A 13843-nucleotide genomic window follows, 5' to 3' on the forward strand; every position below is an offset into this window, starting at 1 on the left:
GCGGAGGGACCGGTGCACATGGGGAAGCTGGACGGCCGGGTCGTCGTCATCACCGGCGCCGCACGCGGCCAGGGTGAGCAGGAGGCGCGGCTCTTCGTCGCGGAGGGCGCCCGCGTGGTGCTGGGCGACGTGCTGGACGGCCCGGGGGAGACGCTGGCGGCGGAGCTGGGGGACGACGCCCGGTACGTACACCTGGACGTGCGCCGGGAGGCGGACTGGGAAGCGGCGGTCCGGGCCGCCGGAGAGGCGTTCGGCACGGTCGACGGGCTGGTCAACAACGCCGGAATTTTGCGCTTCAACGAGCTGGCCGCCACCCCGCTCGCCGAGTTCCAGGAGGTGGTGCAGGTCAACCAGGTCGGCACGTTCCTCGGGATGCGGGCGGTGGTCCCGGAGCTGACGGCGGCCGGCGGCGGCACCGTCGTGAACACCGCCTCGTACGCCGCGCTGTCCGGCATGGCGTACCTGACCGCGTACGCGGCGTCCAAGGCCGCGGTGGTCGGCATGACGCGGGTGGCGGCGATGGAGCTGGCGGGCCGGGGCATCCGGGTCAACGCGATGTGTCCGGGGGCCGTCGACACCCCGATGACCCGGCCGGAGCGGGGACCGGGGGGCGCCTCCGACACCTCCGCGCGGGAACCGGACGCGTTCTATGCGAAGGCCGTCCCCCTCGGGCGGATCGGCCGGCCGGAGGAGGTGGCCCGGCTGGCGCTGTTCCTGTCGTGCGACGACTCCTCGTACATCACGGGGCAGCCGTTCGTCATCGACGGCGGCTGGCTGTCCGGCATCAGCCTGTACTGAGGTGCGTACGGTGCCTCCGAAGTCCGTACCACGGCCCTGTCCGTGCCGTACCTGATGGCCCGTCAGGTATTGACGCTCCGGATGCCCGGTGCGAGAGTCGGACCCGATCTGACGGGGCGTCAGGTGGTGGCGCCAGGGCGGACGAGGGACGGTGAACCCCCTTGGAATTCGGGCTGTTCGTACAGGGATATGTGCCCGCCGCGCGGGCGGAGGTCGACCCCGAGGCAGAGCACCACGCACTGATGGAGGAGACCGAGTACGTCATCCAGGCCGACCGGTCCGGGTTCAAGTACGCGTGGGCCTCCGAACACCACTTCCTGGAGGAGTACTCCCACCTCTCCGCCAACGACGTCTACCTGGGCTACCTCGCCCACGCCACCGAGCGCATCCACCTCGGCTCCGGCATCTTCAACCCGCTCGCCCCGGTCAACCACCCCGTCAAGGTCGCCGAGAAGGCCGCCATGCTCGACCACCTCTCCGGGGGCCGCTTCGAGTTCGGCACCGGGCGCGGCGCGGGCAGCCACGAGATCCTCGGGTTCATGCCGGGCGTGACGGACATGAACCACACCAAGGAGCTGTGGGAAGAGACCATCGCCGAGTTCCCGAAGATGTGGCTCCAGGACGAGTACCAGGGGTTTCAGGGGAAGCACTGGCAACTGCCGCCCCGGAAGGTGCTGCCCAAGCCGTACGGGGCCGCGCACCCGCCGATGTGGTACGCGGCCGGCTCGCCGTCCTCGTACGCGATGGCGGGGAAGAAGGGCCTGGGTGTACTGGGCTTCAGCGTGCAGAAGGTCGCCGACATGGAGTGGGTCGTCGAGTCGTACAAGACGGCCGTCGAGCAGGCCGAACCGGTCGGCGCGTACGTCAACGACAACGTCATGGTGACCTCCACCGCCATCTGCGCCGAGACGCACCGGAAGGCCGTGGAGATCGCGGTGGGCGGCGGGCTGAACTACCTCCAGTCGCTGCTGTTCCGCTACCACGACACGTTCCCGCGCCCCGAGGGAATCCCGGAGTGGCCCGAGCTGCTGCCCGAGTACACCGAGGAGATCATCGAGCTGCTGATCGCCGAGGAGCTGATGATCTGCGGCGACCCCGACGAGGTCTTCCGGCAGTGCAAGCGCTGGGAACAGGCCGGCGCCGACCAGCTCTCCTTCGGCCTGCCCATCGGCGTCTCGCCCGAGGACACCCTCACCACCATCCGCCTCATCGGCGAGCACGTGATCCCGAAGATCGACACCGACCCGGTGCACCGGACCGCCCGCTTCCGGCAGGGCGCCGCCGGACCGGACGCCTGAGGGAGAGGGGCACCCGGGGATGCTCGACCACCTGATCAAGGGCGCCACGATCGTCGACGGCACCGGCGCCCCCGCCTACCGGGCCGACCTCGCCGTGCAGCACGGCCGCATCACCGCCATCGGCAGCATCACCGACCCCGCCGGGACCACCGAGGACGCCCACGGCCTCGTCCTCACCCCCGGCTTCGTCGACCCGCACACCCACTACGACGCCCAGCTCTTCTGGGACCCGTACGCCACCCCCTCCATGCACCACGGCGTCACCACCGTCGCGGGCGGCAACTGCGGCTTCACCCTCGCCCCGCTCAACCCGGACCGCCCCGGCGACGCCGACTACACGCGCCGCATGATGAGCCGCGTCGAGGGCATGTCGCTGGCGGCGCTGGAGCAGGGCGCGCCGTGGAACTGGTCCACCTTCGGCGAGTACCTGGACGCGCTGGACGGCCGGACCGCCGTCAACGCGGGTTTCATGGTCGGCCACTGCGCCCTGCGCCGCCACGTCATGGGTCCCGACGCCGTCGGCGGACAGCCCACCGCGGCCCAGCTCGACGCGATGCTGCGGCTGTTCCACGACGCGATGGACGCGGGCGCCTGGGGCCTGTCCACCACCCAGTCCGCCACCCACACGGACGGCGACGGCCAACCGGTCGCCTCCCGCCACGCCCGCCCCGCCGAACTGCTCGCCCTGTCCCGCGCGGTCGCCGACCACGAGGGCACCCAGCTCGAGGCCATCGTCGCCGGCTGCCTCGACCAGTTCGCGGACGAGGAGATCGACCTGCTCGTCGAGATGTCGGCCGCCGCCGGGCGCCCCCTGAACTGGAACGTGCTGACCATCGACGCGGCCGTACCCGAACGCGTGCCCCGGCAACTGGAGGCGAGCGAGCGCGCCCGTAAGGCGGGCGGCCGGATCGTCGCCCTCACCATGCCGATCCTCACCCCCATGAACATGTCGCTGGGCACCTTCTGCGCCCTCAACCTCATCCCCGGCTGGGGCGACGTCCTCGCCCTGCCCGTACCGGAGCGCATCGCGCGGCTGCGCGACCCGGCCGTACGGGAGGAGATGCTGCGGCGCGCGGCGAGCAAGGAGGCGGGCGTCTTCCGGCGGCTGACCGACTTCGCCCGGTACGTCATCGGTGACACGTACTCCGCCGCGAACCAGGGACTCTCCGGCCGGGTGGTCGGTGACATCGCCGCCGAACGCGGCCAGGACCCCTTCCACACCCTGGTCGACATCTGCGCCGAGGACGGGCTGCGCACCGTCCTGTGGCCGATGCCGACCGACAACGACCCGGAAAGCTGGGCCCTGCGGCAGCGCACCTGGCAGCACGAGGACGTCATGCTGGGCGGCTCCGACGCGGGCGCCCACCTGGACCGCATGTGCGGCGCCCCGTACACGACGCGGTTCCTCGGCGACTGTCTGCGCGGCCGGAAGCTGGCGGGGCTGGAGACGGCCGTACGGATGCTGACCGACGACCCGGCCCGGCTCTTCGGACTGCGCGACCGTGGCCGGATCGCCGTCGGCCACCACGCCGACCTGGTCCTCTTCGACCCGGAACGGATCGACGCGGGCCCGGCCCGGCTGGTGCACGACCTGCCCGGGGACAGCCCGCGACTGGACTCGGAGGCCGCCGGGATCGTGAGCGTACGGGTCAACGGCGTCGAAACGGTACGGGACGGCGCGGTGACCGGGGCGGTACCGGGGAAGGTGCTGCGGTCGGGGCGGGACACCGAGACGGTGCGGACGCGGTGAGCGCTTCCGGCGGGGCGGCCGAATCGCGATATGAGCGGCTGCTGATCGGCGGCGAGTGGACCGCGCCGGAGCGGGGTCACTACGAGGTCATCGACCCGGCGACCGAGGAGACCGTCGGGCTGGCGGCGGAGGCGGGCCGTGACCAGGTGTACGAGGCGGCCCGCGCGGCGCGCGAGGCGTTCGGGCCCTGGTCGCGCACGGCGCCCGGGACCCGGGCACGGGTGCTGGAGCGCGCCGCCGAGATCCTGGCGCGCCACATCGGCCCGTACGCCCGGCTCGCGCAGGCGGAGACCGGGGCGACGGCCGGCACCGCCCGCGCGATGCAGGTGGGCGTCGCCGTCGCCCGCCTCAGGCGGTACGCGCGCGGAGCGCTGGAGCCGGTGGAAACCCCCTTGCCCCCGCAGATCAACGAGGCGGGCCCGTTCGGGAAGGCCGCCGTCCTCGGCGCGCTCGCGGTGCGCCGCCCCGTCGGCGTCGTCACCTGCGTCACCTCGTACAACAACCCCTGGGCCAACCCGGCAGGCAAGATCGCGCCCGCCCTGGCCATGGGCAACACCGTCGTGATCAAGCCCGCCCCGCAGGACCCGCTCTCCGTCCACCGCCTCGCCGAGGCGCTCCAGGAGGCGCTGGACGAGGGCGGCGCGCCACCGGGCGTCGTCAACCTCGTGACCGGCACGGACCCGGCGATCGGCGAGGCCGCGGTGGACGCCCCGGACGTGGACATGGTCAGCTTCACCGGCTCCACGGCCGTCGGGCAGCGCATCGCCGAAGTGTGCGGACGCGGCATGAAACGCCAGCTCATGGAGTTGGGCGGGAAGGGCGCCGCGCTGGTCTTCGACGACGCCGACCTGGACGCGGCCGTCGCCGGCATCGGCACCACGTACTCCTTCTACAGCGGACAGATCTGTACGGCGCCGACGCGCGTGCTGGCCCAGCGGGGCATCCACGACCGGCTGGTGGAGCGGCTGGCCGCGTACGCCGGCCGGCTGAAGGTCGGCGACCCGGCCTCGGCGGACACCGTCGTCGGCCCGGTGATCTCCGCCGCGCACCGCGACCGCGTCGAGTCGTACGTCGAACTGGGCAGGAAGGAAGGCGCCCGCCTGGTCACGGGCGGCGAGCGCCCACCCCTGCCACGCGGCTTCTACGTGGCCCCCACCCTCTTCACCGACTGCGCCCCCACCATGCGCGTCGTACGCGAAGAGATCTTCGGCCCGGTGATCGTCGTCCTCCCCTTCACCGACGAGGAGGAGGCCGTCGCACTCGCCGACGACACCGACTACGGCCTGCTGGACTACGTGTGGTCCGGCGACGTTGCGCGCGCGTTCCGGGTGGCGGGGCGGCTGCGGGCGGGCGGCGTCGGTGTCAACACGGTCGGCCGGAACATGGAGGCGCCGTTCGGCGGCTTCAAGCGGAGCGGGGTGGGGCGCGATGTCGGCTCGTACGCGCTGCACGCGTACAGCGAGACGCAGGCGGTGGTGTGGCCGGGGTGAGGCCGGTGCGGGACGGTGCGGGAAAATTTTGAAACGGGACGAATCGGGCGGGGGTGCGGTTCCCGCAGTCCGGAACTCGACGGTACGACCTTCAAGTTACCGCTCGTAACGCGCAGTCGACCTTGTAAACCGCGACCGATGCCCGATTCGCACCTCGCTAAGCGAGGAAAACGGCGGCACTCAGGGGTCGATCTCCAGCCCCCCGATGCGGAAACAGCAGCCCTTAACGTCCTGTTCATGGTTCAGGTAGACCCCCGGCTCCCGGCCGGAGACACGGTAACGAGGGCCGCCGGCACGGCTGGTGACACGCCCGTCGGCGGCACCGGCGGTACCCGCGGCAAGGGCCTGAGCGGCAACTCCGTCGGCCTCCTCGGCAGCGCCGTCATCGGCGTCTCGACCGTCGCCCCCGTCTACTGCCTGACCTCGACCCTCGGCCCCACCGTCGGCGAGGTCGGCCTCCAGATGCCGGCCGTCTTCCTCGCCGGTTTCCTGCCCATGCTGCTGGTCGCCTTCGCCTACCGCGAGCTGAACAAGGCCGTACCCGACTGCGGTACGTCCTTCACCTGGTCGGTCAAGGCGTTCGGCCCCCGCATCGGCTGGATGTGCGGCTGGGGACTGGTGATCGCCACGATCATCGTCCTCTCCAACCTGGCCGGCGTGGCCACCTCCTTCTTCTGGCTCCTGCTCGGCGAACTCACCGGCAGCGACGCCGTCGCCGCCCTGGACGGCAACAAGGCCGCCCACGTCCTGACGTGCCTGGCCTTCATCGCCCTCGCCACCGCCGTCAGCTACCGCGGCATGACCGCCACGAAAGGCGTCCAGTACGCGCTGGTCGGCCTCCAACTGGCCGTCCTGGCCGTCTTCGTGGTCATGGCCTTTGCCAAGGCCGGCTCCGGCGCCTTCACCGGCTCCCTCCACTTCTCGACGAGCTGGCTGAACCCCTTCGCCGTCCAGTCCTTCTCCGCCTTCACCGCGGGCCTGTCCCTCTCGATCTTCATGTTCTGGGGCTGGGACGCCTGCCTGACCGTCAACGAAGAGACCGCCGGCAGTGCCAAGACCCCCGGCCGCGCCGCCCTCCTCGCCATGCTCGTCCTCATCGGCTCGTACCTGCTGACCGCCGTCGCCGCCCAGATGTACTCCGGCGTCGGCACCGAAGGCCCCGGCCTGGGCAACCCCGACACCGCCGACAACGTCTTCGCCGCCCTCGCCACCCCCGTCATGGGCCCGGTCCTCGGCGTACTCCTCTTCGTCGCGGTCCTCGCCTCCGCCGCCGCCAGCCTCCAGACCACCTTCATCCCGGTGGCCCGCACGGTCCTGGCGATGAGCGCGTACGAGGCACTGCCGCCGTCCTTCGCCCGCATCCACCCGCGCTTCCGCTCCCCGGGCCGCGCCACCGTCGCGGCGGGCATCGCCACCGGCGTCTTCTACGCGGGCATGACCTTCCTCTCCCAGAACGTCCTCGTCGACACCATCTACGCCCTCGGCCTCATGATCTGCTTCTACTACGCGATCACGGCCTTCGCCTGCGCCTGGTACTTCCGCCGCGAACTGCGCCGCTCCGCCCGCGACCTGCTCTTCAAGGGCGTCTTCCCGGCCCTCGGCGGCCTGCTCCTGACCGCCGTCTTCACCAAGACTCTCCTCGACATGTGGAACCCGGCCTACGGCTCCGGCAGCTCCGTCCTCGGCGTCGGCTCGGTCTTCGTCATCGGCGTCGGCCTGCTCCTGCTCGGCTTCGTCCTCATGCTGGTGATGCGGCGGCGCAGCCCGGCGTTCTTCCGGGGTGAGGTGCTGACGCGGGCTACGCCGGTGATGGTGGTGGAGGAGTAGAACGGGCGAAACCGCCCCGCCGGCCTCCGACGAGGCCAGGCCCCCGAACTCGTCGAGGATGTCCGCCCCCCGGTCGGTCACCGCCCGGACCGTCTCGACCTGTGCCGCCCCGACACGGCCGGTCCGGCCCGGACGCGCCGCCGCTTCGGCGCGTCCGGCGAGGTCGGAGAAGAGCGGCACGGCCAGGGCGGCCGAGTAGAGGCCGGCTTGCAGGACGCCCCTGCGGGACGGGTCCATGTCGTCGCGGCTCAGGTCGAGGAGTTCTTCGACGGCTGCGCTCCCGGCCGGGGGCGCACTGCCCGGCCGGGTGGGGAAACCGGCTTCGGCGTGGGTGACGGGACGTCCGAGGCGCCTGGCCAGGGCTTCCAGGACGACGGGCCGGACCTGGGGCCTCGGCATGGTGCCGGAGAGCCAGTGGGCGACGGCCGACTGCTCGTACCGGAGGGTGAGACCCGCTTCCGTCCCCGCACGGTTCACCGCGTTGGCGAACTGCTGCTCGGTCCATGTGGCCTGCCGGAGCAGGAGCGCGAGACCGGTGTTCGGTGGGCGCCGACTGGTCGCCATGCTCAACTGCCGGCAGTATTCATGGCTTTCATGTCCCTGCCCGCCTTCCACGGTACCCGCGCGGGCGCCACACCGAGTTGTCTCCGTGCAGGACAGGGCACCACGGACGAGGTGGGCCGGTACCCGGGTAACGAGGAAGCAGCGGTGAGGGACATGGAGCCACGGGAGCAGGCGGGTGCGGTGCCGGCGGGAGTCGACTTCGAGGCGGCGCGCCGCACCATCGGCGCGATCAGGGCGCAGGTGCGGAGCTGCTCGGCGACGGAGGACGCGGCGCGGCTGATGGGTGAGGTGCGGGCCATTCTGTCCCAGCTGATCCCCCTGGTCGACGAGCGTGTAGGGCGGCTGCCCCGCACCTCGCTGGAGTGGGACCGGGGCTGCGACACGGTCGCGCGTGCCCGTACGGCCCTGACGTGGACCCATACGGGCAGCAGCATCTCGTACCTCGGCTACGTCGCCCACGTCGCCGATCACCTGCTGAGCTACTTCCCGGACCGGAGGCCTGAGGAGGGAGCGTGATGGCCGGCGTCAGTTCTGGCCCAGGAAAATCGGATTCGTCATGGCCGCCATCGGGCCCGGCGCCCCCGGTGTCGTCGTCGGGTGGCGGACCTCCGCGCGTACGTAGGCGGCGTTGGCCGGGGTGGTGTGCCATGTGGCGGTTCCCGTGGCGGGGGTGGTGAAGCGTTGGCCCTGGTCGGTGAGGAAGCGGATGGTGCTGTCGGGTGGGGCGCCGGTGACGGCGAGGCGGATGGTGACCGGGGTCGAGTCGTGTACGGGGAGGCGGTCGCCGATGGTGGCGTGTTCGCCCTTGGGGCCGGTGGCGGTGAAGGTGAGGGAGAGGGAGGACGATTCGGCGAGGTAGGCGTGGCCCTTGCGGATGCCGTCGAGGATGGCGTGTCGCGAGAGGGCGTCGGCGTGGACGACGGTCTGGGGGAGGCCGATGACGTCCGGGTCGCGGTGGGCGTCGCTGTGGCCGACGGCGGGGAGGAAGCGGCCCCGGTCGTGGGCGTGTGCCACCAGGGCGTTGTCCCACTCGGCGATGGCGACCTCGTCGTCGAGGGTGAAGGGGCCGTTCCAGACCTCGACCGCGTCGGCCTCTTCGTAACCGAACTTCCAGTTGCAGCCGATGCAGGTGGCGTGCGGGTGGGCCGGGATGACGAGGCCGCCCGCGCGGTGGATGCGGCGTGCGAAGCGGTCGAAGACGGCGTCGCGGGCGCGGTAGCGCCAGTCGATGAAGACACCGGGGTCGGTGCCCATCGCCACCACGTGGCCGTTGCGCGTGGTGACCTCTTCGCCGGTGAGGATGAGCAGGTCATCGCCCCACAGGCCCTCCCAGGCCCGGTGCGAGGAGGTGGTGTTGTGCTCGGTGGTGGTGATGAAGTCCAGGCCGGCGGCGCGGGCGAGGGCGGCGATCTGGGCGGGGGTGCGCTTGCCGTCGGAGTGGACGGAGTGGAGGTGGTTGTCGCCCCGGTACCAGGAACGGCCGCGGCCTTCGGCGCGTTGGGGAGGGTAAGAGGGCACAGGCGGGGTGCCGGGGGAGCCGTAGTGGAGGGTGATGGTCACTTCGTAGGTGAGGCCCTGCGGGGCCACGGTGTACGGGCCGAGGGCGATGTACCAGGTCCCGGGGTTGAGGGGGCCGGGGAGGTAGCCGGGCGTCGCGTCGTCGGCGCGGAGGAAGAACTCCGTACGGGCGCCGCCCGACCAGCCGCGGAAGCCGCGTCCGCCGAGGTCCGTGCCGCGTTCGTCGAAGATGCCGATGTCGCAGGCGTTGCCCGCGGTGCCGGGTGGGGTGGCGGGGCGGTCGTAGGTGTAGGAGACGGCGATCTCGCGTACACCGTCGGGGATTTCGACGGGGAGGTGGACGTAGTCGGGGCAGCCGGCGGGGAGGCGCCCGGTGACCTTGCGTGTGGTCGCACCGGCCCGGCCGTCGCTGTCGGCTGCCGCGAAGCTCACACCGTTCAACGTAAGCGCCGCGGCGGCTCCCGTCACCAGGAGGGCGCGGCGTCCGAGCGGGCCGCTGGGTCTGTCGTCGTCGCACATGGGGCATCGCTCCCGGGGAGGCGTGGCGGAACCGGCGTACGGAAACCCTCGTATTGAGGCGTGAACGGACGGGCAAGGGAAGGGGGCGGGCCGGAAACGCTCCTGTGTGGCGCGTCGTGTGGCGTGTTCCGCGGCCACCGCACCGGCGCCTCATGGACGTTGCCCCTTCCCGGCGGTAGGAAGGGAACACTGCCGACGCGGAGGTACGCCCAGTATGCGGATCTCGACCACCATCTTCCTGACCGACGAGACCGTCCGGCCCGACCGGCTGGCCCGGGAGCTGGAGCAGCGCGGGTTCGCCGGGCTCTACCTCCCGGAGCACACGCACATTCCGGCCAGCCGCGACACGCCCGCCCCCATGGGTGAGCCGCTGCCCCGCGAGTACGGGCGCACGCTCGACCCGTTCGTGGCGCTGGGGCAGGCCGCCGCCGTCACCGAACGGCTGACGGTCGCCACCGGCGTCACCCTCGTCGCTCAGCACGACCCGATCGCCCTGGCCAAGCAGGTCGCCACGCTGGACTTCCTCTCGGGCGGGCGGTTCACGTTCGGGGTGGGGTACGGCTGGAACGTGGAGGAGGCGGCGGACCACGGGGTCGAGTGGTCCTCGCGGCGCGCGCTGGTGCGGGAACGGATGCTGCTGATGCGCGCCCTGTGGGCGGAGGAGCCGACGGCGTACGAGGGGCGCTTCGCTTCGGTACGGGCCAGCCTGGCGCATCCGAAGCCGGTCAAGGGCGCGCCGCGCACGCTGCTCGGCGGCGCGCCGGGCCCGCGGCTCTTCGCGGGCATCGCGGAGTACGCGGACGGCTGGCTGCCGATCGGCGGCGCGGGGCTGGCGGAGGCGCTGCCGGCCCTGCGGCAGGCGTGGACGGACGCGGGCCGGGACGGCGAGCCGGTGGTGGTGCCGTACGCGGTGCAGCCGTCGGCCGGGAAACTGGCGCGGCTGCGGGACTTGGGGCTGGAGGAGGTCGTCGTGGGGCTGCCGTCGGCGGGGGAGGCGGAGGTGCTGCGGACGCTGGACGAGTACGCGCAGTATCTGTGAGGGGCGGCTGGTCACTCGGCGGGGGCGGCAGGGCTGGGGAAGGGCGCAGGGCGTCCGGCGAGGGCGGCAGGGGCCAACGTGAGGGACGGCAGGCCCCCGGCGAGGGCGGCAGAGGCCACGTGAGGGACGGCAGGCCCCCGGCGAGGGCGGCGGGGCCCGGCCCGGTACACCTCCGCACCCGGTCGCACCACTCCCGCCCAGGCTGCCCGCCCCCGCCCCGGAGGGAACCTCCGTCTGACGTGATCAGTGGCACACCGTCGCAGGCCGGCCGGTCGGCGGCACTGTCGGTGGTCGCTCGTATGCTCGTTGGATGACTAGCAGCGCGCAGGTACCCGGGCAGGGGACGGACCGGGTGGCGGTCCCCACCGGCACACCCTCTTCCGCCACCGCCCCCACCGCCAACGCCATGCGCCGCGCCCTCAAGCGCGCCCGCGACGGCGTCGCGCTCGACGCCGCGGAGGCCGCGGTGCTGCTCCAGGCGCGCGGCGACGACCTGCGCGACCTGTGCGCGTCCGCCGCCCGGGTGCGCGACGCCGGCCTGGCGGCCGCCGGGCGGCCCGGTGTCATCACGTACTCCAAAAGCGTGTTCATCCCCCTCACGCGCCTGTGCCGCGACAAGTGCCACTACTGCACGTTCGTCACCGTCCCCGGCAAGCTGCGCCGCGCCGGCCACGGCATGTTCATGTCCCCGGACGAGGTGCTGGACATCGCCCGCCGCGGCGCCGAACTGGGCTGCAAGGAAGCGCTGATCACGCTCGGCGACAAGCCGGAGGAGCGCTGGCCCGAGGCGCGCGAGTGGCTGGAGGCCGAGGGGTACGACTCCACGATCGCGTACGTGCGCTCCATCGCGATCCGCATCCTGGAGGAGACCGGGCTGCTGCCCCACCTCAACCCGGGCGTGCTGTCCTGGACGGACTTCCAGACGCTGAAGCCGGTCGCGCCGTCGATGGGCATGATGCTGGAGACCACCGCCGAGCGCCTGTGGAGCGAGCCCGGCGCCCCGCACTACGGCTCCCCGGACAAGGAACCGGCCGTCCGGCTGCGCGTCCTGGAGGACGCCGGACGCTCCAACGTGCCCTTCACGAGCGGCCTGCTCATCGGCATCGGCGAGACGTACGAGGAGCGCGCCGAGTCACTGTTCGCGCTCCGCAAGGTGCAGCGCGCGTACCACGGCATCCAGGAAGTCATCGTGCAGAACTTCCGCGCCAAACCGGACACGGCGATGCGCGGCATGCCGGACGCCGAACTGGAGGACCTGGCCGCCACCGTCGCCGTCGCCCGGCACATCCTGGGCCCGGCCGGCTGCCTCCAGGCGCCGCCCAACCTCGTCGACTCCGAGTACGCGCTGCTCATCGACGCGGGCATCGACGACTGGGGCGGCGTCTCCCCGGTGACGATCGATCACGTCAACCCCGAGCTGCCCTGGCCGCAGATCGAGGAGCTGGCCGAGAAGTCCGCCGCCGCGGGCTTCGAGCTGCGCGAGCGGCTCGCCGTCTACCCGGAGTACGTCCAGCGCGGCGAGCCCTGGCTCGACCCGCGCCTGCTGCCGCACGTACGGGCCCTGGCCGACCCGGAGACCGGGCTGGCCCGCCCGGACGCGAAGGTCGAGGGCCGCCCCTGGCAGGAGCCCGACGAAGGCTTCTCGATGAGCTCCTCGGGCCGTACGGACCTGCACCGCACCATCGACACGGACGGCCGCACCGCCGACCGGCGCGACGACTTCGACGAGGTGTACGGCGACTGGGACGCGCTGCGCGAGGCCGCAGCCCCCGGCATGGCTCCCGAACGCATCGACACGGACGTCCGCGCCGCCCTCGCGCAGGCCGCCGACGACCCGACCAAGCTCACCGACGCCGAGGCGCTGGCCCTGCTGCACGCCGACGGCCCGGCGCTGGACGCGCTGTGCGGCATCGCCGACGACCTGCGCCGCGCCACGGTCGGCGACGACGTCACGTACATCGTCACCCGCAACATCAACTTCACCAACGTCTGCTACACCGGCTGCCGCTTCTGCGCCTTCGCCCAGCGCCGTACGGACGCCGACGCGTACACCCTCTCCCTCTCCCAGGTCGCCGACCGCGCCCAGCAGGCGTGGGACGTGGGCGCGGTCGAGGTCTGCATGCAGGGCGGCATCCACCCCGACCTGCCCGGCACCGCGTACTTCGACATCGCGCGCGCCGTCAAGGAACGCGTCCCCGGGATGCACGTCCACGCCTTCTCGCCGATGGAGGTCGTCAACGGCGCGAGCCGCACCGGCCTGTCCATCCGTGAGTGGCTGAGCGAGGCCAAGGCCGCCGGCCTGGACAGCATCCCCGGCACCGCCGCCGAGATCCTCGACGACGAGGTCCGCTGGGTGCTGACCAAGGGCAAGCTCCCCACCGCCACCTGGGTCGAGGTCGTCAAGACCGCCCACGAGCTGGGCATCCGCTCGTCCTCGACGATGATGTACGGCCATGTCGACCAGCCCCGGCACTGGCTCGGCCACCTGCGGCTGCTCGCCGGGATCCAGCAGGAGACCGGCGGGTTCACGGAGTTCGTGACGCTGCCGTTCATCCACACCAACGCGCCCGTCTACCTGGCCGGCATCGCCCGCCCCGGCCCCACCACCCGCGACAACCGCGCCGTGACGGCCATGGCCCGCGTACTGCTCCACCCGCACATCCCCAACATCCAGACGAGCTGGGTCAAACTGGGCACGGAAGGCGCCGCCGAGATGCTCCGCTCCGGCGCCAACGACCTCGGCGGCACCCTGATGGAGGAGACCATCTCCCGGATGGCGGGCTCCAGTTACGGCTCGTACCGTTCCATCCAGGACCTGGTCGCCATCGCGGACGCCGCGGGCCGCCCGTCGCGCGCCCGCACGACGCTGTACGGGCCGGTGGCGGCGGAGCGGGAGGCGGCGGCGCTCGCCTCGGACGGGCATCTGCCGGAGTTGCTGCCGGTGGTGGAGTAGCGGGACCGGGGGCGGCCGGAGCAGGGCAGCGCGGAGCACCCCGCGGCGCTACGGTTACCTCCCAGAGCCCGCCGGGGGGCGCGGGCC

The 13843-nt window shown here is 72.4% G+C and carries 9 protein-coding genes; 8 read left to right on the forward strand and 1 reads right to left on the reverse strand.

Annotation, left to right across the window (positions count from 1 at the left end):
• The first annotated feature begins 18 nt into the window (after positions 1-18).
• The 6 genes from AB0A97_RS15800 (at position 19) to AB0A97_RS15825 (ending at position 8243) form a co-directional block, all read left to right on the forward strand.
• Positions 19-798, forward strand: a complete 780-nt coding sequence (locus tag AB0A97_RS15800; RefSeq protein ID WP_361149448.1) for an SDR family NAD(P)-dependent oxidoreductase — start codon at positions 19-21, stop codon at positions 796-798.
• Positions 799-959: 161 nt separating this feature from the next.
• The gene (locus AB0A97_RS15805) at positions 960-2096 is read left to right on the forward strand and encodes an LLM class flavin-dependent oxidoreductase (protein WP_361149451.1); all 1137 of its coding nucleotides are present in this window, start codon (positions 960-962) and stop codon (positions 2094-2096) included.
• 19 nt (positions 2097-2115) lie between these two features.
• The gene (locus AB0A97_RS15810; protein ID WP_361149454.1) at positions 2116-3846 is read left to right on the forward strand and encodes a D-aminoacylase; all 1731 of its coding nucleotides are present in this window, start codon (positions 2116-2118) and stop codon (positions 3844-3846) included.
• Positions 3843-5336: an aldehyde dehydrogenase family protein gene (locus AB0A97_RS15815; protein ID WP_361149457.1), complete on the forward strand. Its 1494-nt coding sequence runs from the start codon at positions 3843-3845 to the stop codon at positions 5334-5336. Before AB0A97_RS15810 ends, AB0A97_RS15815 begins: the two co-directional genes overlap by 4 nt.
• A 237-nt stretch (positions 5337-5573) precedes the next feature.
• On the forward strand, positions 5574-7163 hold the full coding sequence (locus tag AB0A97_RS15820; RefSeq protein WP_361149460.1) for an APC family permease: 1590 nt from the start codon (positions 5574-5576) through the stop codon (positions 7161-7163).
• Positions 7164-7880: 717 nt separating this feature from the next.
• The gene (locus tag AB0A97_RS15825; RefSeq protein ID WP_361150166.1) at positions 7881-8243 is read left to right on the forward strand and encodes a DUF6415 family natural product biosynthesis protein; all 363 of its coding nucleotides are present in this window, start codon (positions 7881-7883) and stop codon (positions 8241-8243) included.
• A gap of 9 nt (positions 8244-8252) precedes the next feature.
• Here the strand turns inward: AB0A97_RS15825 and AB0A97_RS15830 are convergent, their stop codons facing one another.
• Positions 8253-9764, reverse strand: a complete 1512-nt coding sequence (locus tag AB0A97_RS15830; RefSeq protein WP_361149462.1) for a CehA/McbA family metallohydrolase — start codon at positions 9762-9764, stop codon at positions 8253-8255.
• Positions 9765-9978: 214 nt separating this feature from the next.
• On the opposite strand from AB0A97_RS15830, the gene AB0A97_RS15835 reads away from it, so the two are divergent.
• Both AB0A97_RS15835 and AB0A97_RS15840 read left to right on the forward strand, forming a co-directional pair.
• Positions 9979-10803 (forward strand): TIGR03619 family F420-dependent LLM class oxidoreductase, encoded by an 825-nt coding sequence (locus AB0A97_RS15835; protein WP_361149465.1) that lies wholly within the window; start codon positions 9979-9981, stop codon positions 10801-10803.
• 310 nt (positions 10804-11113) lie between these two features.
• A complete protein-coding gene (locus tag AB0A97_RS15840; RefSeq protein WP_361149468.1) occupies positions 11114-13756 on the forward strand; it encodes a bifunctional FO biosynthesis protein CofGH in 2643 nt (880 codons plus the stop codon).
• The last annotated feature ends 87 nt before the right edge of the window (positions 13757-13843 follow it).

Source organism: Streptomyces sp. NPDC045470, from assembly GCF_040646595.1.
GTDB lineage: Bacteria > Actinomycetota > Actinomycetes > Streptomycetales > Streptomycetaceae > Streptomyces.

What these genes read in the sequence shown, in the direction of transcription:
- AB0A97_RS15810 (WP_361149454.1), top strand. Translation starts at nt 2,116, where the DNA reads ATGCTCGACCACCTGATCAAGGGCGCCACGATCGTCGACGGCACCGGC.
- AB0A97_RS15820 (WP_361149460.1), top strand. Translation starts at nt 5,574, where the DNA reads ATGGTTCAGGTAGACCCCCGGCTCCCGGCCGGAGACACGGTAACGAGG.
- AB0A97_RS15830 (WP_361149462.1), bottom strand. Translation starts at nt 9,764, where the DNA reads ATGTGCGACGACGACAGACCCAGCGGCCCGCTCGGACGCCGCGCCCTC.
- AB0A97_RS15825 (WP_361150166.1), top strand. Translation starts at nt 7,881, where the DNA reads ATGGAGCCACGGGAGCAGGCGGGTGCGGTGCCGGCGGGAGTCGACTTC.
- AB0A97_RS15840 (WP_361149468.1), top strand. Translation starts at nt 11,114, where the DNA reads ATGACTAGCAGCGCGCAGGTACCCGGGCAGGGGACGGACCGGGTGGCG.
- AB0A97_RS15835 (WP_361149465.1), top strand. Translation starts at nt 9,979, where the DNA reads ATGCGGATCTCGACCACCATCTTCCTGACCGACGAGACCGTCCGGCCC.
- AB0A97_RS15800 (WP_361149448.1), top strand. Translation starts at nt 19, where the DNA reads ATGGGGAAGCTGGACGGCCGGGTCGTCGTCATCACCGGCGCCGCACGC.